The organism is Rhodococcus sp. IEGM 1351 (genome assembly GCF_030056875.1).
GTDB classification, from domain to species: domain Bacteria; phylum Actinomycetota; class Actinomycetes; order Mycobacteriales; family Mycobacteriaceae; genus Rhodococcus_F; species Rhodococcus_F opacus.
The window spans coordinates 226,690-248,194 of the sequence record NZ_JASHKU010000010.1 but is presented as its reverse complement, the minus strand read 5'-3'; the positions used below and the strand labels follow the sequence as shown (position 1 = coordinate 248,194).

Below are 21,505 nucleotides of genomic sequence, written 5' to 3'. Positions count from 1 at the left end.
CCAGGCCCACGCGGGCGTAGATCATTGCAATATCTTCGCCATCGAGGGTACTGGCTAACCAGGCCCAGCCCATCCCGACACGGTTGCCGCAACCGCGCTCGCACACTGGAATCCCCCACAAGCACAGAAATTTTCCTCGCGACGGACACCACCTGCCACTCAGTCAGACCCAGGATCCATGGGATCGACCGACATCACGAGCTCATGAGGATGACGAGTTGCTGGGTCGCCCGGGTCATGGCGACGTAGCGGTCGACGGCCCCTTCGATCCCCGTGCCGAAGGTGTCCGGGTCGACGAGGACGACCAGGTCGAATTCGAGCCCCTTCGACAGCTCCGGGGTCAGCGACCGGACGCGGGATGTTGCCCGGAACGTCGGATCGCCTATGACGCAGGCGATCCCGTCGGAGTTCGAGTCGAGCCAGGTGTCGAGGATCGAGTGCAGATCGGAAGCAGATCCGTGTACGACGGGGATGTCGTTGCTGCGGATGGAGGTCGGCACGTTGGCGTCCGGGAGGGCGGCTCGGATGACCGGCTCGGCTTCCGCCATGACCTCATTCGGCGTCCGGTAGTTGACGGTCAGCGAGGCCAGCTCGATCCGGTCGAGCCCGATCCGGTCGAGCCGTTCCTGCCACGACTCCGTGAAGCCGTGCCGGGACTGGGCCCGGTCGCCGACGATGGTGAAGCTCCGAGACGGGCAGCGCAGCAACAACATCTGCCACTCGGCGTCCGTCAGCTCCTGCGCTTCGTCCACGACGACGTGCGCGAACGTGCGGTCGAGCAGGTCGGGGTCGGTGCTGGACATCGCAGCTTCGTCCACCAGCATTTCCTGCAGGTCCTTCTGCCGCAGCTGCGTCATCAGACTTTCGCCGTCGTCGTAGGCATCCGCTGCGATGAGGTCGTCGATGACCTTGGACCGCTGCTCGCGTTCGGCGGCGACGACGGCGTCGTGGCGACGCCGGCGTCGTGATTCCTCCGGGTCGCCGAGCCGCTGCCGTGCTGCGTCGAGGAGTGGCAGGTCGGACACCGTCCAGCGCTGGGCGTCCGGGCGTTGCAGCTTCCGAATGTCGTCGGGGCTGAGCCAGGGAGCGCACTTGCGCAGGTAGGCGGGCACCGACCACAGGTCGGCGACGAGGTCGGCCGCCTCGATCAGGGTCCACGCGTTGTCGAGGGTCGTGCGTAATTCGTCGTTCTGCTGCAACGATTTCCGGAGCTGGGCCACCGGAATGTCACCGTCGTACTTGTCGATCAGGATCGTGAGCAGCAGCTCCCAGATCTGCTCGCGCGCCTCGTTGTGCGGAGTACCGGGTTCCGGCGCTTCGAATGCCTCGGCCCAGTCGTCGGCGCTCAGCCAGATGTCGGACCACTCGGTCGCGACCGTCATGCCCTCGGTGGGCGGCTCCTCGTAGAACGCGACCGCCGCGTCGATGGCCTTCACCAGATCCACGGACGACTTCAGGCGGGCCACGTCGGGGTCGGTTTCGACCTTCGCGGTGGCGCCCTCGGCGACGAGGTCCCGCAGGGTGCAGAGCTGCACTCCCTCCTCTCCGAGGCTGGGCAGGACATCGGCGACGTAGGCCAGGTAGGGCTCGTGCGGACCGACGAACAGCACGCCGTGACGGAGTCGGGGGTCGGAGTAGAGCAGGTACGCAGCGCGGTGCAGCGCGACGACGGTCTTGCCCGTACCCGGGCCGCCGTCGACGACGAGGGCGCCACGCGATCCCGCGCGGATGATGGCGTCCTGGTCGGCCTGGATGGTGCCGAGCACGTCCCGCATCCGGGCCGACCGGTTGGTGCCCAGGCTGGCGATGAACGCGGACTGGTCGTCGAGCGCTGCGTTCCCCGCGAACCCGTCCGGGGTGAACACCTCGTCCCAGTAGTCGCTGATGCGGCCGCGGGTCCAGCGATACCTGCGCCGGCGGGCCAGGCCCATCGGATTGCCGTGGGTCGCACCGAAGAACGGCTCGGCCACGGGGGAGCGCCAGTCGACGAGCAGCTGATTGCCCGCCCGGTCCATCAGGCCGAGTCGTCCGATGTACACGGGCTCGGGGTTGTCCGCGCTGACGAAGTGCCCGAGGCACAGGTCCAACCCGTAGCGGCGCAGGGCACGCAACTCGGCGTTCAGCCGGTGGACCATCATGTCCCGCTCCATCGCCTCCTGGCCCAGCCGGCGGGGCGCCTTGCGTTCGGTGTCGATGCGGTGGTCGAGGTCGGCAATCGACTGCTCGAGGCTTTCTGCGATGGCCGCGAAATGCAGCTCGTCGTCGGCGATCAGCGTCGGGTCGGCCTTGGGTGCGAGGTGGTCGGGAAGGTCGAACGCGTTGGTAGTCAGATTTTTCATGTCATCAGCTCCGATCTGCGGTTCGGGCGATCGTGTCGAGCAGCAACGTCGCGGCGACGGCCGCCCCGTCGGTACGGATCGTGCCCGCCACGGCAGCCGCTCGTGCTCCGGTCTCGGGGGTCAGGGCCGCCGTGAGCGCGGTCGTCAGGGACTCGACGGTCGGAACCGGACCGTCGTGCGCCGCGCCGATGCCCAAGTCGGCCACCCGGCCGGCCCAGTACGGCTGGTCCGCCGCCTGCGGCACCACCACCTGAGGTGCGCCGGCCCGGGTCGCCGTCGTCGTCGTCCCCGCGCCGCCGTGGTGCACGACGGCGGCCACCCGGCCGAATAATGCCTGCTGGTTGACCTCGCCGACGACGAAGCAGTCGTCCAGATCGTCGATCAGGGCCAGATCGGCCCAGCCGCGCCCGACGAGTGCGCGGCGGCCCTGCGCGCGGATCGCCTCGATGGCCACCTGGGCGGCGTCCGTCGCCGCGTGCAAGGGCATGCTGCCGAAACCCACGAACACCGGTGGTGTGCCTGCGTCCAGGAACGCCACCACGTCGGCCGGGAGTGGGCGGTCGTCGGCCAGGATCCACGCGCCGGTCTGCACGACGTCGAGGTCCGGCGTCTCCTGCCACGGGTCCAGGGTCGGGTCCGTCGCAAGCCACGGCCGGTCGCCGATGACGTAGTCGCGAACGTTGTCCACCGGGGGCAGGCCGATCGACGCCCGGTTGGTGTCGAGCGCCTCACCGAACAGCGCATCGATGCTCTGAGCGTCCAGGTCCCACAGCATCCGGTTGTCCGCCACGTCCGGCGGGAACGCCCGGCCCGGGTACGCCAGCGGCCGCCGATGCGGCGACGGCAGGGTGAGCTGCTGGAACGTCACGGACACGGAACGGATGCCCAGCTTCTCGGCGACCGACAGCGCTCCGGCCGCGGCCGGCATCGCGCCGGTCGCCACCAACGCGTCGCATCCCTCGGCGGCCGCGGTGACCGCCTCGAACTGGCCGGCGATCAACTCGGCCGCGCGCCGGGGCAGGTCCGCCGCCGACGGCGCCGCCGTCGTCAGCGCGCGCGCCGACCGGCCGACGGGCACCATCGGCACACCGACCCCGGCCAGCCGCTCCGCGAAGTCCTCGTCCGGCGGCGCGCACACCCGCACCTCCGCGCCGAGTTCCCGCAACCGCACCACGAGACCCACCAACGGTTCGACATCCCCACGTGACCCATACGTCGACAACAACACACGCAATTCGCGACCCCCATTTCCGCAGGTTCTGGCTTCGGCCGGTAATTGTGCGGCACCACCCGGGCCTTGCCGCAAGCCCCCCGGTGCGCTATAAATTGAAAGTGGAAAGGGGTTGGTACTCCTCTCCACTTCCTCGTCCGATCCGGACACATTCCCAGACATCGTCGGCGCGTCGTGGATCGAATGCGTTCGCACACAGTCCAGCTCGCCGATCACGGTAACGCGGCCCGGCCGCAGGGGATGCCGGGATAGACTTCTCGGCACACGCCGCTGGTACGCCCTGGCCTGCCGTCTGCCCTCTCGGGACCAGCCCCTCGCCGGGCGCGCCGTGGTGCGGCGCGCGAATCATGTTGCGTCTCAACACTCACGAGGCCGCGGCGATGTCCACGCTCGTCACACTCACGTCGCTCGACAACCGAGAACCCGCATTGCCGGCATGCGAACGAATAGGGGTTGACGAGATGCGGCAGATCGTCGAGTTGATCCTCGACGGCACACGCCGGCTGCTGAAGGCGCAGGACATCGGGTTGGACGTGACAACGGCAGCCGAGGACTACCTCGCCGCGGAAGGTACGAACCCGAGTTCGGTTCCCGGCCGCTGCGGCGCACCATCCAGAAGCAGCTCGACAACAAGTTGTCGAGCATGCTCCTGAAGGGGGTCCTCTCGCCCGGCGACACCGTCCGCGTCGACGCAGACGGCGCCGGCTTGTCGATCGGCGTCGGGAGCGCCGCAGGTGACGGCGCGGCGCCTTCCGGAGAGGGGTAGGCATTGCACGTGCCTCTCCCGACTTCCGCCATCCCGAGAGTGGCCGCCGGCGGTGGTGGTCGGTGTCGCTGCGGGTATTCTCGGCGGCGTGTCGACCACAGCCGCGTTGGGGTCTCTCATCGGTATCGCCGCCGCGGCCGCCGTGTTCGTCGTATCCGGTTGGGCAGTGTTGTGGCCGATGGATGCGGCGGCAACTCGCCGCAACGTGGGACGCGAGGATTTCCGTCCGATAGTCGACGAATTGGTCGTGGTGACAGCGGCTTCAGGAGGTCTCGGAGCAATCATCGCACTGCAGGTGGCGGCGGGTCCTCGGCGGGAACCCCGCACGCCGCCGTGGCCCTGATCGGGGTCTTCCTGGCGTGGGCTGCCCTACATCTGATGTATGCGGCTCGATACGCCTTCCTCTACGACGAGGAATCAGGTCCTGAAACAACGACGGGCGGTATCGATTTCAACTCCACTGCCCCGCCCGCGTTTCGCGACTTCTTCTACTTCAGTTACAACCTCGGGATGACCTACCAGGTATCCGATACCGACGTCTCGAGCCCGGAGATTCGGGCCGTGGCGCTCCGGCATTGCCTGTTGTCCTATGTTTTCGGTCCAGTCATCCTCGCGACGACGATCAACCTGGTCGCCGGGATCCTCACCAGGTGAGGATCCGGATTCGCTCGCGGATCCGACTGACCGACAGCCGCACGAGTAAGGCCGGCGTGTATCGAATCGCGATGCACGAGACACGATCGACGGCACGGGTTCACGCAGCGGTGCTGGTCGCGCTGGTGCTGCCGGCCTCGGGCCCGGCTGTGCCTTGGGTGGACGGTGCGGATCGCGTCGCCATCGGCGTTCTGTTCTTCCTCTACGGCGTGCGCATCGCACCGCTGGATGCGATCGCCGGACTGACGCACTGGCGCCTGCACCTGACCGTGCTGTCCTTCACCTTCGTGGTCTTCCCGCTCAGCGGATTGGCACTGCGACTGCTCCCGAGCTCTGTGCTGGATCCCAGCTTGTACCGCCGGACTGCTGTTCACGTGCCTCGTTCCCTCGACCGTCCAAGCGTTGATCGGATTCACCGCGGTTTCCGGAGGGAACGTTCCCGGTGCCATCGCCAGCGCATCCGCATCCAACCTCTTCGGCATGTTCCTGACGCCCGCGCTCGCGTTCACGATGATGTCGACTTCAGGACAGATGGGTGCGCCCGGTGCCGCCGCACTGGGAATCGGACTGCAACTGTTCCTGCCGTTCGTGCTGGGTCAGATCCTCCGCCGGTTGATCGGCGACTGGGTGGCACGCCACGGTTCCGCACTGAGGTACGTCGGCCGCGAATCCGTCGTGCTCATCGTGTATTCGGCATTCTCGGCGGGCGAACGTGACGGAGTATGGCACTCGGCCCCGTCCACCGCGTTACTCCGACTGGTCCTGCTGTCCACGGTGCTCGTGACGGCCATCCTCTGGCTCACGCGATTCACCGCCGACCTGATGCGGTTCGAACGCGCAGACGTGCGGGCCATCCAGTTCTGCGGAACGAAGAAGGCTCTCGTGACCGGGCTGCCGATGGCGGCTGTCCTGTTCGCCGGGCAGCCCGTCGGGCAGATCATCCTGCCGCTGATGGTGTTTCATCAGGTTCAGCTCACGATGTGTGCATGGCTGGCGAATCGATACCGGCACCGTGTCGCGTGATGCCCGCACACCGACCGACGGTGGCGGATTTCGGGGCTCGCGAGAACCGAGCATCCTGCCTGTTCCCCGGTGTTAATGTTGATCTACTCGGCCCCACCGAAAGGTGCACCTCGATGAGAAGATTCACTCGAAGAGTCGGTGGAACCATTGTGGCGCTGACGCTCACCGCCGCCGCGTTCGTCGTGTCACCGCCACCGGTGTACGGATTCGCCGAGGATATTTGCTACACCGAGGACGGTGCGCCACCGCACAACTGCGCTCCGCTGCCACCTGAATGCCTACTCGACGATCCCAACTCGCCGATCTGCGGCGCCGAGGCGTTCCTCCGTTACGGGTTCACGTTGCGCCGCCCGCTCGGCGGACGGAGTCTCGTGCATTCGGATTCGACGTATATCATCGCCCGCACCGTCGGCTTCTCCGAGCAGGATGCCTACTGGATCGCGGCGTACGACGAAGCGACCGACCTCGGCACGTTCGCCCCACGCGACATCTTCGGCCGCCTCGTCCCCGACGCCGGCGCATTGACCACGAAGGACATCAGCGGACTGGTGCGCACCCACTTCGCCACCGGCGGGTTCCTCTTCCACTTCCTGCCCACGATGCGCGGACCGGCGGATCCCCTGCCCAACGGCTTGCAACCGGATGTCGACGATCCACGGCACGAGGTCATGCTCACGCACCTACGGAATTGGGCCCTGGCCGGGCCGGGAAGTGGCGCACCGTTGTGCACGGGAGGTTTCACGAACCCCTCGGAGGACGGCGACTATGCCACGGGTGCAACGTGTTACGGCGATGCGAATCCCGTGCAGATCAACGGCACCTACAGCCTGGAGACTCCGGCCGCCATCCCGTTCACCAACATGACCGGGCAGCAGGTCATCTCCGACACGGTCCTCTCGTCACAGTTCGACTCCTGGATCGGCGAGAATTCCTGGAATGCACGGACCGGCATCTACATTCACGCACTCGGCGATCGCATCTCGCACCATGTCTGCACCGACGCCGGCACGATCACTCCGCCGGGACCGGCCGGGCCGGACTTTCGGATCGATCTGAACCAGCCCACCTGCGACCAGGGTCCACATGCCGTCCGCCACGAATACGAGACGGGCGTGGATTTCGCCGGGCTCGACCCGGAAGACCGGACCACCGAGGCGGCCCTGTCGATGGTGTACGACGAACTCGTCAACTTCGCGCGGGTGCGCGGAACGCTGGACGAGCGCGCCACGACGCCGACGACCAAGAATGCACTCCTGACCGACGGCCTCGTGCCGGCGCTCGAGATTCGGGAGCCGGTCGAGCGGTTGAACGCCGTCACCGACGTCGGCTGCCGAGTCGGCGTCCCGGCGTTCCCCGGAAATCCGGTGTGCCGGGATTGATCGTGCCCGTCGGCGTCAGCTGCCGAAGGGGGATGCGCTGTTGGAGTACCGCGCGAAGTCGCCCTGCGCCCCGCTGTAGACGTTGAGGTCGACGTCGCCGTTGACTCCGGGGATGCGACCGGTGCTGGTGTACTGCCAGAACGTCCAGTTGCTCCAGCCGCCGGGGAGGGGGCCGGGCGTGTTCTGACCGTTGTAGTCGGCGATCCACAGCGGGTATCCGGCGAACTCGTTGGTGTTCGCCATCGCCGTCCGCCAGAAGTTCGGGTACGTGTAGATGATCGGCTGACGTCCGGTGAGCGATTGGACCGTGTTGAGGTAGCGGTGCGTCCAGTCGATCAACGCGGCGGGCGGCAGCCCACCGGATTGCTCGAGGTCGAGGACCGGAGGCATGTCACCCGGACCGTTGATTCCCAGCACCACCGTCGAGTAGAACGCGGCCTGCGCTTCCGGCGACTGGGTGGGGTCGGCGTAGTGGTACGCGCCGCGGGCAACGCCGGCCACGCGCATGGCGAGGCAGTCCTGGACGAAGAACGGATTGACGTAGTTGAGACTCTCGGTGGCCTTGACCATCGAAAAGTCGTGGCCGGCGTTGCGGACGGCGAACCAGTCGATCGGTGACCCGCCCGGGTGTTGCCACGAGGCCACGTCCGGACCTCTGACAGGTTCGGCGGCGGCATGCCCCGGCACCGCGGCCGCGAGCGCACCGGCGAGCAGTAGTGGTGCGATCTTGGAGAACCTTCGGACCTTCACCCCGATAGCCATGCGCCCGAGGGTAACGTCTTCCCGCTGCCCGCACGTGGCAACGGACGTCACTTCGTCACGAACGCCGCCTGCCGGAGCGCCTCGCCGCGCGCAGCCCGGCCCGGGGCCGACGACGCGTTGATCGCGAGCACCGACAGCAACTCGTACGCGACGTGCGCTGCCGCGATGCCGGTGATCTCGGCGTGGTCGTAGGCGGGCGCCACCTCCACGATGTCGGCGCCGACCACGTTCAGGCCGACGAGTCCGCGCAGCGTGTTCAGCAACTCGCGGGACGTCATGCCGCCCGCCTCGGGTGTTCCGGTGCCCGGCGCGTGCGCGGGATCGAGGACGTCGATGTCCACGGACACGTAGACCGGTCCGCCGTCGAGCCGTCGACGCATCCGTTCGACGATGCTGGCGACGCCGTCCACCTCGTAGTCGTCGGAGCGGATGACCTGGAAACCGAGAACGGCGTCGTCCTCGAGGTCCTTCTTGCTGTACAGCGGGCCACGGATGCCGATGTGCTGCGAACGCTCGAGGTCGATGAGCCCCTCCTCGCTGGCCCGCCGGAACGGGGTGCCGTGTGTGTAGGGGGCGCCGAAGTAGGTGTCCCACGTGTCGAGGTGCGCGTCGAAGTGCAGCACGGCGATGGGACCGTGATCGCGGGCGAGGGAACGCAGGATCGGCAGGGCGATGGTGTGGTCGCCGCCGAGCGTCAGCACGGTCGAGCCGTCCTTGCGCAGGTCGGTGACGGCGCCGTCGACGGTGGCGAGGGCCTCCTGGATGTCGAACGGGTTGACGCCGATGTCGCCGAAGTCGGCGACCTGCTGCGCCGCGAAGGGGTGCACGTCGAGTGCGGGGTTGTACGGACGCAGGAGCTTCGACGCGGCGCGGATGTGGCCGGGGCCGAAGCGTGCGCCCGGACGGTAGCTCACGCCGGAGTCGAACGGGACGCCCATCACGGTGACGTCGGCGCGGGACACCTCGTCGAGCCGGGGGAGGCGGGCGAACGTGCTGGGTTCGGCGTAGCGCGGCGTGCGGGTGGCGTCGACGGGGCCCTGGACGCGGGTCGCGTCGACGGGGCCCTGGATGCGGGTCGCGTCGATGGGGCCCTGGATGTCGTCTGTACTCATCGGAATCCTTCGGTGTGTGCCGGAGACGTGGCGTCGTCGTATCGTTTCCTTGGAACGCATTCTTGTCAACACCTGTTTCCTATACGAGACACAACGAAGGATCGATGCATGGCGAACGAGCTCGCAACCGAAGGTGCGTCGGGCGTCGACGCGCCCAGGATCGGCCCCCGGCTCAAGGCGGCCCGGCAGGCCCAGCGCCTCACCCTCGACGACCTCGCCGCGAGCTGCGGCATCACCAAGGGCTACCTGTCGAAGATCGAACGGGACCACGCGAGCGCATCCGTCGCCACGCTGGTGCGGATCTGCGCCGCTCTGAACATTCCCGTCGGGTCGCTGTTCGAGAGCTCCGCCGCAGGTGAGGTGGTACGCGCCGACAACTACCCGCCGATCAGTTTCGGCGGGGAGCGCATGGCCGAGTTCCTGCTGACACCGTTCGGCGAGCGCCGCATCCAGTCGCTCCTGAGCCGGATCGAACCCGGCGGCGGGAGCGGCTCGGAAACGTACGAACTGCCGGTCGACGTCGCCTTCGTCTACGTCGTCTCGGGCCGGATCCGCATTTCCTTCAACGGTCCGGGGGCCGGGGAGGACGTGTCGCTCGCGACCGGGGACGCGTTCACCTTCTCGCCCCAGTTGCCGCACAGCTTCCGCGCGCTCGGCGACGACACCGCGACCGTTCTGTGGATTCTGGCCCCCGCACTACCGGACGACGTCCGGCCCACCGCCCGCTAGGAAACCGTCAAGCGGTTTAGGAAACATGTGTTGACAGTCACGGCTCGCCCGTTCATTGTTGTCCACATCACTCCACCGCTCAGGAGCTCAACGTTGGACATCACCAAGATTTCTCCGCGCCCGCCGGGACTGGCCGGCGCACTCCGCGCCCGCAAATCGGTCGAGGCGATCGTGGCGCGCAACGACCAGGAACCCGGTCACGGCCTCAAGCGGTCGATGGGCCTGGTGCACCTCACCGCACTGAGCATCGGTGCGTCGCTGGGAACGGGCATCTTCGTCATCCTCGGCGAGGCGACACCCAAGGCCGGCCCCGCCGTCGTCCTCGCCTTCGTGCTCGCGGCGTTCACCGCCCTCTTCTCCGCTCTCTCCTACGCGGAACTGGCAGGCAGCATCCCCGTCTCCGGTAGCTCCTACTCGTACACCTACGCGACGATGGGCGAACTCTTCGCGTGGATCTGCGGCTGGTGCCTGATGCTCGAGTACGGCGTCTCGGTCGCGGCCGTCGCCGTCGGCTGGGGCGAGTACATCAACGAACTACTCCACGGCATGTTCGGCATCTCGCTACCCGCCGCGATCAGCGAATCACCGGGCGCGGGCGGCATCGTCAACGTGCCCGCCATCGTCATCGTGCTCGTCGCGGTGGCACTGCTGACCCGGGGAGCGTCCGAGAGCGCCCTGGTGAACACGGTCATGGTCGCACTGAAGATCCTCGTGCTCGTGTTCTTCTGCGCTGTCGCGTTCACCGCGTTCCGCGCCGGAAACTTCACGCCGTTCATCCCCCTCGGCGCGGCAGGCGTGACGGCCGCGGCGTCCCAGGTGTTCTTCGCCTACATCGGGTTCGACGCCGCCTCGACCGCAGGCGACGAGGCGAAGAACGCGAAACGCGATCTTCCCCGCGCGATCATCCTCTCGCTCCTGATCGTCACGATCCTCTACTGCCTGGTCGCGATCGCCGCCGTCGGCGCGATGCCCTGGCAGGACATCGCGGGTGAGGGCGCCGCACTCGCGACCATCCTGAATGCCGCGACCACCAGCACCTGGCCCGCCATCCTCCTGTCGGCGGGCGCGGTGATCGCCATCGCCAGCGTCGTCCTCGCCGTGATGTACGGGCAGACCCGGATCCTGTACGCGATGTCGCTCGACGGTCTCGTTCCGCGGGTCTTCTCCCGCGTCAACCCGCGCACCCGGGTGCCCGTCGTCAACATCGTCGTCGTCGGCGGTGTCGTCTCCGCGCTCGCGGGATTCGTGCCGCTGGGCGAACTGGCCGACGCGACGAGCATCGGCTCGCTGTTCGCGTTCATGCTCGTCAACATCGCCGTGATCATCCTGCGCCGCCGCCATCCCGACCTGCACCGCAGCTTCCGGACCCCGCTCTTCCCGCTGATGCCGGTCCTCGGCGTCGTGTTCTGCGCGCTGCTGCTGTTCGGTCTCGGCGTCTCGACGTGGGTGGCGTTCGCTCTGTGGATGGCAGTCGGGCTCGCGATCTACTTCGCGTACGGAGTCCGCAAGTCCGAACTCCGCAACAGCCCGGAAACGGTGACGGCACCATGAGGGCAGCGCTGTTCCAAGGTCCCGAACTCTCCTTCGACGTCGCCGCGAACCTCTCCGCTATCGCGTCGGCCGCGCAGACGGCGGCGGCGTCCGGGGCATCGGTCCTGGTCTGCCCGGAGATGGCGGCCACTGGGTACAACATCGGATCCCTGATCGCGGAGCGGGCCGAACCCGCCGACGGACCGATCGCGGCCCGGATCGCAGAGAATCGCACGCGAGTTCGGGATCGCCGTCGTCTACGGATACCCCGAGGCGGACGCAGGCGTCGTCTACAACAGCGTGCAGGTGTTCCACCCGTCCGGGACGTCACTCGCGAACTACCGCAAGACCCACCTGTTCGGCGAGCTCGACCGGTCGCACTTCGCCGCCGGCGACGAACTGGTGGTCCAGTTCGACCACGCCGGAATCCGGTGCGGACTCCTGATCTGCTACGACGTCGAGTTCCCGGAAGCCGTTCGCGCGCATGCCGACCGGGGAACACAGTGGCTCGTCGTCCCCACCGGCCTGATGAGCCCGTACGAATTCATCGCGGAGAGCGTCGTCCCGACCCGTGCGTACGAGAGTCAGCTGTTCGTCACGTACGTCAACCGGTGCGGCACCGAGGCCGACCTCGACTACTGCGGGTCCAGTTGTGCGATCGCGCCCGACGGCACCGAACTCGCCCGCGCAGGCCGCCACGAGGAGCTGGCGATCGTCGACCTCGAACTCGACGTCCTCCACCGTTCCCGCCGTGAGAACACCCATCTCGACGACCGACGCGTCGACCTCTACCCCTTCATGCAGGAGAAGACTTCATGACGATCCCCGTCACCCCGGACAGCACCGCCGCGGACACCGATCCCCGGCCGCTCACCATGTTCGGTCCCGACTTCCCGTTCGCCTACGACGACTACATCGCGCACCGCTCGGGTCTCGGCGCGGTGCCCGCCGATCGCCACGGCACCGAGGTGGCGGTCATCGGTGGCGGCCTGTCGGGGATGGTCACGGCGTACGAGCTGATGAAGCTCGGCCTGAAACCGATTGTCTACGAGGCCGATCAGATCGGTGGCCGGATGCGGTCGCAGCCGTTCGACGGGCACCCCGAGGTGGTCGCCGAGATGGGCGCGATGCGGTTCCCACCGTCGTCGACCACCCTGTTCCATTACCTCGACGCCATGGGACTGCGGACCGAGGCGTTCCCGAACCCGCTCGCCGACAGCACCCCCAGCACGGTCATCGACCTCAAGGGCGAAAGCTACTACGCGCAGCACCTCGACGACCTGCCGCCCGTGTTCAGGGAGGTGTCGGATGCGTGGCAGCGCACGCTCGAGGATCACGCCGAGCTGATTCCGCTCCAGCAAGCGATCCGCGACCGTGACACCGCCGAACTCAAGCGCATCTGGAACGACCTGGTGGTCCGGCTGGACGATCAGACGTTCTACGGCTTCCTCGCCTCGTCCAAGCACTTCGCGTCGTTCCGGCATCGGGAAGTGTTCGGGCAGGTCGGTTTCGGAACGGGCGGCTGGGACACCGACTTCCCCAACTCGATCCTCGAGATCCTGCGCGTCGTCATCACCGCCGCCGACGACCACCACCGCGGCATCGTCGGCGGGTCGCAGCAACTGCCCCTGCGGCTGTGGACCGACACCCCGTCGGGGATGGCGCACTGGCCGGACGGCACGTCGGTGCGCGCGCTGAACGGCGGAGCCACCCGTCCCCGCGTCACCGAGGTCCGGAGGACCGCACCGCACCAGGTGACGGTCACCGACTCGTCCGGGGAGATCCGCACGTACCCGGCCGCGGTCTTCACTGCGCAGAGCTGGATGCTGCTCAACAACATTCACTGCGACGACGACCTGTTCCCGATCGACCACTGGACCGCGATCGAGCGCACCCACTACATGGGGTCGACGAAGGTGTTCGCCCTCGTGGATCGTCCGTTCTGGAAGGACAAGGATCCGGTCACCGGCCGCGACCTCGTCAGCATGACCCTGACGGACCGGATGAGCCGCGGCACCTACCTCCTCGACCACGGCGACGACAAGCCCGGTCTGATCTGCCTGTCCTACACGTGGTCCGACGATTCGCTCAAGCTGCTGCCGCTCGACGCGACGGAGCGGATGAACCTCATGATCAAGTCGCTCGAGGAGATCTACCCGGGAGTCGACTTCCGCAGTCACATCATCTCGACTCCGGTCACGCTGTCCTGGGAGACCGAACGCGACTTCATGGGTGCGTTCAAGGCGAACCTCCCCGGCCACTACCGGTACCAGGAACGGCTGTTCAGCCATTTCGTCCAGGACGAACTCGACCCGCGGCATCGCGGTATCTTCCTTGCCGGCGACGACATCTCGTGGACCGCGGGCTGGGCGGAGGGCGCCGTGCAGACCGCGCTCAACGCCGTCTGGGGCGTGATGCACCATCTGGGCGGCGCCACCCCGGCCGACAACCCCGGCCCGGGCGACCGGTACGCCGAACTCGGCCCGATCCGGCTCTGCGACTAGCGCCCGTGAGTACTTATTAACGTCCCGCGGTTAATAAGTACTCACGGGAGCGTCAGCCCAACCAGTCCAGGACCGCGGCGGCCGTCCACGACTGCTGCATGCTGCCGAGGGGCTGACCGGTGAACGGTTCGTAGTATTCGGCGAAGCTGCCGTCGCTCGCCTGCCGCAGCCCCTCGGACCGCAGCAGGTGGGCGCGCTCGGCCCACCCGCGCCGGGCGAACGCCCAGGAGAACAGCCACGTCATCACCGGCCACACCGGACCGCGCCAGTACTCGCGCGGGCGGAAGTCGCCCGACACCGGCGACGTCGACGGCGGCACGGCGTACCGGAGGTCGGGGTGGCCGCAGAATTTCGGTCCCTCGAACGTACGGAGCAGGGCGCGTTCGGCGTCACGGCTCAGGCCGCCGCACAGCAGGGGAGAGAACATCGCGAGGGTTTCGGTGGAAATCCACCGGCCGCTGCGCAGATCGAAATCGCGGGCCGCCCCGGACCGTTGGTCGGTGGTCGTGAGGACGCCCTGCCGGAACCGGGCCGCCCACCCGTGCAGTTCCCGGACGTCGGAGTTCGGCATCGAATGTTCCTCGCCGATGGTCGCGAGCACCTCGCACGCCATCGAGAACACGGCGCTGACGAACACGTCCTCCACCGCGAAGCTCATGGCGGTGGCCAGTTCCGCGTCGTCGTAGCGGACGGTCTTCATCTCCTCGAGCAGCCACAGGTAGCGGTCGTATTCGCCGTTGGACGGCCGCTGTCCGGTGTCGGCGACGTGGGACAGATCCTCGCGCAGATATGTGGGCATCACCCCGGCCACGACGTTGGCGTACGAGTGGTCCCAGCGCGGCGAGTTGTCCATGCCGGACTCCCAGCCGTGGTACAGCGCGATCCGGCCGTTGCCGTCGAGGTCGCGGGCGTTGGCCAGCCAGCGGTGCCAGCGCACGAGGTCGGGCCAGCGCCGGTCGAGGAACTCCTCGGCGACGGCGCGGGTGCTGCGACCGTGCCTGCGCGAGTGGTCGAGGATGCGCTGCACCGCGATGGCGTGCACGGGCGGCTGGGTGATCCCCGACGTCTGCGTGCCGCTCGGCGCGTGCGCCGCGAGGGTCCCGCACTCCCAGCGCCCGGGGCCGGGGAAGTATCCGTCGACGCCGTTCGCGAACACGATGTGCGGGATCATCCCGTTCTTCCACTGCGCCGAGAGCAGGGTGTCGAGTTCGACGACGGCCCGCTCCACGCTCAAGGGCGCCAGGCCGACCGCGACGAACGCCGCGTCCCAACTCCACATGTGCGGGTACAGGCGCGGCGCGGCACTCGTCATCGTGCCGAGGTCGTTGCCGCGAAGCAGGTACGCGGCACGTGCCGCGAGCTGTGTCGGGGTGAATCCGCGGTCCGCCATTGCACCATTCTGCTGCGGGCCGGCCCACATCGCTCGTCGGACGGGTTCAGCCGGCGAATCCGCAGAGGGTCAACGTCGGACGCGAGTTGCGCAGCGGCCGCAGTTCCGACACCTTGCGGAGCAGGGTCGACCCCCACAGGCCCCGGCCGAGAGGCAGCGTCACCTCACGGGTGAACGCAAGGTCCGGCACCTGTCCGGGCAGGTCCGCTGCATCGCCGGCGGAGAGGTGGAACGGCATCGGCGGGACGGAGTAGTCGCCGTGAATTCGCATTCCTTTCTGCGTCTTGCGGCTCAACCATTTCGGTACCGAGTCGAACATCATCCGGCCGCTGGGGAAACGCCGGGCGCAGTCGCCGATCAGGGACAGCGACTCGTCGGCGGGCAGATACATCAGCAGGCCCTCCGCCGACACGAACACGGCCCGGCCGGTGTCGACGTGGTCCATCCACGAGCGGTCCAGCGCGGACACCGCGAGTGTGGTGACGTTCGGCTCGTCCGGCAGCAGTTGCCTGCGTAGCGCGACCACCTCGGGCAGGTCGATCGACACCCACCGGACATCGGGATCACCGATCCGCCGGTAGCTGGTCTGCAATCCTTCACCGAGAGCGACGACCGTTCCGCCGGGGTGATCGGCGAGGAACGCCCGTATCTCGTCGTCGAAGGCCCGAGCGCGCAGAGCGTGGGATTGGCTCGGCTTCCCGAAGTTCTCGTACGGATAGTCGAGGGTCTCGTAGAGCGTCACGGCGAGCGGGTCGACCAGCGTGCCGTCGGGACGCGACGCCTCGACGGCACGGTTGCGGAGGGTCCACATCATCGTCGCGGGAACCCCGGTCAGGGTGGTCGCGTCCACCCGTTTCCGTTTTTCGTCAGCCACGCGGCACCGGCTCTGCCACTTCGAGCTTGGAGTGCTTGCGGGAGTAGAAGAAGTACACGATCAGGCCGAGGATCAGCCAGATCCCGAACCGCAGCCAGGTCTCCCATGGCAGCGACAGGATGAGCCAGCCGGAGAACACGACGCCGATGATCGGGATGACCGGCATGAACGGAAGCGTGAACGTGCGGGGGACCTCCGGGCGGGTCCGCCGGAGCACCGCGACCGCGATGCAGACGACGATGAACGCCGACAGGATTCCGATGTTGGTGAGTTCCGCGACGGTGTTGATCGGGAAGAACCCGGCCAGCAGCGCCGAACCGATCCCCACGATCCACGTCACCCGCGTCGGCACCTTGCGGACCGGGTGCGTCTTCGCGAACCATTCCGGGAGCAGGCCGTCCCGGCTCATCGCGTACCACACGCGGGTCACACCGAGCATGAAGGTGAGCACGACGGTGATGATGCCGACGATGGCCCCGACCGCGATGATGTTCGCGACCCCGGGCATGCCGACCGACTCGAAAGCGGTGGAGAAGCCGCTCGCGGGGCTGATCTCGGTGTACTTCTGCATTCCGGTCAGCACGAGGGTGACCAGGACGTACAGCGTCATCGCGATGCCGAGGGAATACAGGATTGCCTTCGGCAGGTGCTTGGTGGCGTCCTTCGATTCCTCGGCGGCGGTGCTCATCGCGTCGTATCCGAACACCGCGAAGAACACGGTGGCCGCGCCGGTGAAGACGGCGGCGGTGCCGAACGGGAAGTAGGGGGTGTAGTTGGCGCTGTCGATGTGGAAGACGCCCAGCGCGATGATGAGGACGACCAATGCGACACCTTGATCGCCACCGCGATCGTCTCGAATCGACCGACACTGCGGATTCCGCGCGAGAGCACCCAGGCGGTGCCGAGGCAGAACAGGGCCGCGAAGACGTCGAACACGTGCCCGTCACCGGTGCCCAGCGCGCCCATCATCCAGTCGGGCAGGCTTATGCCGACCTGTTCGAGGAGAAACCGGAAGTACCCGGACACACCGATGGCGACGACGGCCGCCACCGCGATGTATTCGAGCAGCAGGTCCCAGCCGATGAACCAGCCGACGATCTCGCCGAGCGCCACGTAACCGTAGGTGTAGGCCGATCCGGCCTTGGGGATCATTCCGGCGAACTCGGCGTAACACAGTGCGGCCGCGGCACTGGCGACACCCGCGATCAGGAAGGAGATCAGCACGGCCGGACCGGTGACGGAATGCGCGACCGTTTGTCCATCGACATTGCCGGGCTCCGTTTCCCAGTGGGGTGAGATGCGGTATCTCACTCAATCACCTTCCCTGGCCCGCGTGGGCGAGGAACACGGACTCGGTGGTCGCCGTCACCCTTGCGCAAATACGGTAGGGGGGTATGGTAGTTCTCAGATACGGCATCGATACCCCGAAGAGAGGCAGACCCGTGAGCACCTCGAGCGTCACCGTCACCGGCATGACCTGCAACCACTGCGTGTCCTCGGTTACCGAGGAGATCAGCGCACTCCCCGGCGTCACCTCCGTGAACGTCGATCTGGCCACCGGCAAGGTCGTCATCGACAGCACTACCGACCTCGATCCGAGCGCCGTCGCGGGCGCCGTCGAAGAAGCCGGATATTCCGTCGCCGGCTGAGCCGGGCACTCGAACACGCCGGTCGAGCCGGCCACTCCACCACAGGAGCCCCATCATGAACGCAACCGGCAAGTTCGCCGGATTCACCGTCGGCCTCGTCGTGATCTTCGGCGCCGCGCTCGCTCTCGGGTCGGTTGCCGGTCCGGACGTCGCCGAGCCCGCCACACACACGGCCGAGGACGACGGCCACGGAGCGGGAGGCCACGACGCCGCCGCCGACCCGACCCCGGGCGGACTGACGCCCACCGCCGACGGCTACACCCTCGAGCTCGCATCCGACCAGGTCACCGCCGGTGCCGCGGTCCCGGTGCAGTTCCGGATCACGAACCCCTCGGGGGTACCCGTGACGGACTACACCGTGGAGCACGAGAAACTGCTGCACCTGATCGTCGTCCGCCGGGACCTCGCCGGGTTCCAGCACGTCCACCCGACGCTCGACGCGACCGGAACGTGGAGCGTCCCCCTCGACCTCGCCCGCGGCGGCGACTACCGCGTGTTCGCGGACTTCACCCCGGCAGGCGGCGAAGGCGTCACCCTGGGCACGGACCTGCGCGTCGCGGGCACCTACGACCCGCAGGAACTGCCCGCTCCCGCAGCGACCGCCACCGTGGACGGGTACACCGTCACCCTCGGCGGCGCGCTGCGACCGGGAGAGACGTCGAACGTGACCCTCTCGGTGAGCCGCGACGGACAGCCGGTCACCGATCTGCAGCCCTACCTCGGCGCATACGGTCACCTGGTGGCGCTGCGCACCACCGACCTCGGATACCTGCATGTGCACCCGGACGGACATCCCGGCGACGGCGTCACCGCGGCGGGCCCGGGGATCGACTTCGCCGTCACCGCACCCAGCGCGGGCGATTACCGGCTGTTCCTGGACTTCCAGCACGCCGGCGCCGTCCACACCGCGGAGTTCACCGCCTCCGCCGGACCGGAGGACAAGTGATGACCCGCGGGACCGACATTGCTGCACCACCCGATTCCCAGATCGAACTGGCCATCGGCGGGATGACCTGCGCGTCGTGCGCCAACCGCATCGAGCGCAAGCTGAACAAACTCGACGGCGTCACCGCGACCGTCAACTACGCGACGGAGAAGGCCCGCGTCCATTACGACGCCGCGGACGTCTCGCCCGAAGACCTGGTCGCCACGGTCGAGCAGGCCGGGTACACGGCGCGACTGCCCGAGGTGAAGCCCCCGGCCCCGGAGGAAGAGGACCCGGCGGCGGAACTGCGGCAGCGGCTGCTCGTGTCGGCGGTGCTGACGGTCCCCGTCATCGCGATGGCGATGATCCCGGCGCTGCAGTTCACGAACTGGCAGTGGCTCTCGCTCACCCTCGCGGCCCCGGTCGTGGTCTGGGGTGCGTGGCCGTTCCACAAGGCCGCCTGGACGAACCTGCGGCACGGCACCGCGACCATGGACACCCTGGTGTCGATGGGCACGCTGGCCGCGTTCGGCTGGTCGCTGTACGCACTGTTCTGGGGCACCGCCGGCATGCCGGGGATGACGCACCCGTTCGAGCTCACGATCGCGCGGGTCGACGGCACCGGCAACATCTATCTGGAGGCCGCGGCCGGCGTCACCACGTTCATCCTCGCCGGCCGTTTCTTCGAGGCCCGCGCCAAACGCCGGGCGGGAGCGGCACTGCGGGCGCTGCTCGAACTGGGTGCCAAAGAGGTTTCGGTGTTGCGTGACGGCACCGAACAGCTGATCGGCATCGACCAGCTCGAGGTCGGCGACCTGTTCGTGGTCCGTCCGGGCGAGAAGATCGCCACCGACGGCGTCGTCGTCGAGGGTTCGTCGGCGGTGGACGCGTCGATGCTGACCGGTGAATCCGTGCCGGTCGAGGTGTCACCCGACGCCGAGGTGGCGGGTGCGACAGTCAACGTCGGCGGCCGAATCGTGGTTCGCGCCAGCCGGATCGGCGCCGACACGCAGCTCGCGCAGATGGCGTGGATGGTCGAGGACGCGCAGACCGGCAAGGCCGAGGTGCAACGCCTGGCCGATCGGATCTCCGGCATCTTCGTCCCGATCGTGATCGCGTTGTCGGTCGCGACCCTCGGTTTCTGGATCGGCACCGGCGGTTCGGTCGCCGCCGCGTTCACCGCCGCGGTCGCCGTCCTGATCATCGCGTGCCCGTGTGCGCTCGGACTCGCCACCCCGACCGCCCTCATGGTGGGCACGGGACGCGGGGCCCAGCTGGGCATCCTGATCAAGGGGCCCGAAGTTCTGGAATCGACGCGGCGGGTCGACACCGTGGTCGTCGACAAGACCGGCACCGTCACCACCGGCACGATGTCGCTGCACGACGTGGTCGCCGCGGACGGCCAGGACGCTGAGCAGGTTCTGCGGTTCGCCGGCGCCCTCGAGGACGCGTCCGAGCATCCCATCGCACGGGCGATCACCCGCGCGGCACGGGACCGGTTGACGACGCTGCCCGACGTCGAACAGTTCACCAACCTCGCCGGACTCGGCGTCCAGGGCATGATCGACGGACACGCGGTGGTTATCGGCCGCGCGAAACTGCTCCGCGACTGGTCGCTGCAGCTCACCACGGAACTCCAGCGCGCCGTCGACGCGGCGGAGTCGGAGGGCAAGACCGCCGTCGGGATCGGCTGGGACGGCCAGGCGCGCGGCGTGCTCGTGGTCGCCGACACCGTGAAGCCGACGTCGCGCGAGGCGGTGGCGCAGTTCCGCGAACTGGGTCTCACCCCGATCATGCTCACCGGCGACAACACGTCCGCGGCCCGGGCGATCGCCGCCCAGGTCGGCATCGGCGACGTCGTCGCCGAGGTGCTGCCCCAGGACAAGGTCGACGTGATCAAGCGTCTGCAGGCCGAGGGCAAGGTGGTCGCGATGGTCGGCGACGGGGTCAACGACGCCGCCGCCCTCGCTCAGGCCGACCTCGGTCTCGCCATGGGAACCGGCACGGACGTGGCCATCGAGGCCAGCGACCTCACGCTGGTACGCGGCGACCTCCGGGCCGCGGCCGACGCGATCCGGTTGTCGCGCAAGACGTTGAGCACGATCAAGGGCAACCTGTTCTGGGCCTTCGCCTACAACGTCGCGGCGTTGCCCCTGGCGGCGGCGGGCCTGCTCAACCCCATGCTGGCCGGTGCCGCCATGGCATTCTCATCGGTGTTCGTCGTGAGCAACAGCCTGCGACTGCGCCGCTTCCAGCCCCTGACCACTCCCACCCGAGGGGAATCACAATGACCGAGCAACCGACCACCGACCACGACCACGCGGCCGGCCACGGATACATCAGCGCCAAGGACGACTACCTCAAGCGCCTGCGCCGCATCGAAGGCCAGGCGCGGGGCCTCCAGCGGATGGTCGAGGACGAGAAGTACTGCATCGACATCCTCACCCAGGTCTCCGCGATGACCAAGGCGCTGCAGGCCGTGGCGCTGGGGCTGCTCGAAGACCACATCAGCCACTGCGTCGTCGACGCCGCCGTCGCCGGCGGCACCGAGGCCGACGCGAAGATCAAGGAAGCCACCGACGCCATCGCACGACTGGTGCGTTCCTGAAACCAGACCACGAGAGCAGCTTCCGAGGGA

The 21,505-nt window shown here is 68.0% G+C and carries 16 protein-coding genes and 5 pseudogenes; 14 read left to right on the top strand and 7 right to left on the bottom strand.

Annotation, left to right across the window (positions count from 1 at the left end; translation table 11 throughout):
- Positions 1 to 194: 194 nt before the first annotated feature.
- Positions 195 to 2,339, bottom strand: coding sequence for an RNA polymerase recycling motor ATPase HelR (gene helR / locus QM806_RS19855; RefSeq protein ID WP_283292550.1), 2,145 nt, complete (start codon positions 2,337 to 2,339; stop codon positions 195 to 197).
- 4 nt (positions 2,340 to 2,343) lie between these two features.
- Entirely contained in the window at positions 2,344 to 3,573 is a 1,230-nt protein-coding gene (locus tag QM806_RS19850; RefSeq protein ID WP_283292548.1) for a glycosyltransferase, read from the bottom strand.
- Positions 3,574 to 3,917: 344 nt separating this feature from the next.
- Between QM806_RS19850 and QM806_RS41720 the strand changes: the two are divergent.
- The 6 genes and pseudogenes from QM806_RS41720 to QM806_RS19825 all read left to right on the top strand — a co-directional run.
- Positions 3,918 to 4,198: pseudogene (locus tag QM806_RS41720) on the top strand (ClpB D2-like domain containing protein); the annotation flags it as partial.
- Positions 4,199 to 4,213: 15 nt separating this feature from the next.
- On the top strand, positions 4,214 to 4,336 hold the full coding sequence (locus tag QM806_RS41410; protein ID WP_282597367.1) for a hypothetical protein: 123 nt from the start codon (positions 4,214 to 4,216) through the stop codon (positions 4,334 to 4,336).
- Positions 4,337 to 4,339: 3 nt separating this feature from the next.
- Positions 4,340 to 4,990, top strand: a pseudogene (locus tag QM806_RS19840) (DUF1345 domain-containing protein).
- Positions 4,991 to 5,061: 71 nt separating this feature from the next.
- Positions 5,062 to 5,286 (top strand): annotated as a pseudogene (locus QM806_RS19835) (bile acid:sodium symporter); the annotation flags it as partial.
- A 106-nt stretch (positions 5,287 to 5,392) separates the two neighbouring features.
- Positions 5,393 to 6,013, top strand: a complete 621-nt coding sequence (locus QM806_RS19830) for a bile acid:sodium symporter (protein WP_240960425.1) — start codon at positions 5,393 to 5,395, stop codon at positions 6,011 to 6,013.
- 113 nt (positions 6,014 to 6,126) lie between these two features.
- On the top strand, positions 6,127 to 7,392 hold the full coding sequence (locus tag QM806_RS19825; protein ID WP_043794198.1) for a hypothetical protein: 1,266 nt from the start codon (positions 6,127 to 6,129) through the stop codon (positions 7,390 to 7,392).
- A gap of 15 nt (positions 7,393 to 7,407) precedes the next feature.
- Here QM806_RS19825 and QM806_RS19820 read toward each other — a convergent pair whose 3' ends face one another.
- Together QM806_RS19820 and speB are read right to left on the bottom strand one after the other, a co-directional pair.
- Positions 7,408 to 8,154 carry a glycoside hydrolase family 25 protein gene (locus tag QM806_RS19820; RefSeq protein ID WP_005575045.1) on the bottom strand — a complete coding sequence of 249 codons (747 nt, stop codon included), beginning with the start codon at positions 8,152 to 8,154 and terminating at the stop codon, positions 7,408 to 7,410.
- 47 nt (positions 8,155 to 8,201) lie between these two features.
- Entirely contained in the window at positions 8,202 to 9,266 is a 1,065-nt protein-coding gene (gene speB / locus QM806_RS19815) for an agmatinase (protein WP_283292545.1), read from the bottom strand.
- A gap of 108 nt (positions 9,267 to 9,374) precedes the next feature.
- On the opposite strand from speB, the gene QM806_RS19810 reads away from it, so the two are divergent.
- From QM806_RS19810 to QM806_RS19795, 4 genes and pseudogenes are all read left to right on the top strand, one after another.
- Positions 9,375 to 9,995, top strand: coding sequence for a helix-turn-helix domain-containing protein (locus QM806_RS19810; protein ID WP_065492734.1), 621 nt, complete (start codon positions 9,375 to 9,377; stop codon positions 9,993 to 9,995).
- Positions 9,996 to 10,088: 93 nt separating this feature from the next.
- Complete coding sequence (locus QM806_RS19805; protein ID WP_133985794.1) at positions 10,089 to 11,546, top strand: amino acid permease; 1,458 nt, start codon at positions 10,089 to 10,091, stop codon at positions 11,544 to 11,546.
- Positions 11,543 to 12,344, top strand: a pseudogene (locus QM806_RS19800) (carbon-nitrogen hydrolase family protein). The gene QM806_RS19805 and the pseudogene QM806_RS19800 overlap by 4 nt, the downstream one beginning before the upstream one ends.
- Positions 12,341 to 14,029 carry a flavin monoamine oxidase family protein gene (locus QM806_RS19795; RefSeq protein WP_005575035.1) on the top strand — a complete coding sequence of 563 codons (1,689 nt, stop codon included), beginning with the start codon at positions 12,341 to 12,343 and terminating at the stop codon, positions 14,027 to 14,029. Before QM806_RS19800 ends, QM806_RS19795 begins: the two are co-directional and overlap by 4 nt.
- A 52-nt stretch (positions 14,030 to 14,081) precedes the next feature.
- Here QM806_RS19795 and ggh read toward each other — a convergent pair whose 3' ends face one another.
- The 3 genes and pseudogenes from ggh to QM806_RS19780 form a co-directional block, all read right to left on the bottom strand.
- Positions 14,082 to 15,419 (bottom strand): glucosylglycerate hydrolase, encoded by a 1,338-nt coding sequence (ggh, locus tag QM806_RS19790; RefSeq protein ID WP_005249245.1) that lies wholly within the window; start codon positions 15,417 to 15,419, stop codon positions 14,082 to 14,084.
- Between the two features lie 46 nt (positions 15,420 to 15,465).
- A complete protein-coding gene (locus QM806_RS19785; protein WP_283292541.1) occupies positions 15,466 to 16,293 on the bottom strand; it encodes a class I SAM-dependent methyltransferase in 828 nt (275 codons plus the stop codon).
- Positions 16,286 to 17,604, bottom strand: a pseudogene (locus tag QM806_RS19780) (amino acid permease). Before QM806_RS19780 ends, QM806_RS19785 begins: the two are co-directional and overlap by 8 nt.
- A 131-nt stretch (positions 17,605 to 17,735) precedes the next feature.
- Between QM806_RS19780 and QM806_RS19775 the strand changes: the two are divergent.
- Genes QM806_RS19775 through QM806_RS19760 form a run of 4 tightly spaced genes read left to right on the top strand, consistent with a single transcriptional unit; the run spans position 17,736 to position 21,475 of the window.
- Complete coding sequence (locus tag QM806_RS19775) at positions 17,736 to 17,942, top strand: heavy-metal-associated domain-containing protein (protein ID WP_005575029.1); 207 nt, start codon at positions 17,736 to 17,738, stop codon at positions 17,940 to 17,942.
- A 55-nt stretch (positions 17,943 to 17,997) separates the two neighbouring features.
- A complete protein-coding gene (locus tag QM806_RS19770; protein ID WP_169694582.1) occupies positions 17,998 to 18,888 on the top strand; it encodes a DUF8832 domain-containing protein in 891 nt (296 codons plus the stop codon).
- Positions 18,888 to 21,158 carry a heavy metal translocating P-type ATPase gene (locus QM806_RS19765; protein ID WP_269591063.1) on the top strand — a complete coding sequence of 757 codons (2,271 nt, stop codon included), beginning with the start codon at positions 18,888 to 18,890 and terminating at the stop codon, positions 21,156 to 21,158. Before QM806_RS19770 ends, QM806_RS19765 begins: the two co-directional genes overlap by 1 nt.
- On the top strand, positions 21,155 to 21,475 hold the full coding sequence (locus QM806_RS19760; protein WP_005254339.1) for a metal-sensitive transcriptional regulator: 321 nt from the start codon (positions 21,155 to 21,157) through the stop codon (positions 21,473 to 21,475). The genes QM806_RS19765 and QM806_RS19760 overlap by 4 nt, the downstream gene beginning before the upstream one ends.
- The last annotated feature ends 30 nt before the right edge of the window (positions 21,476 to 21,505 follow it).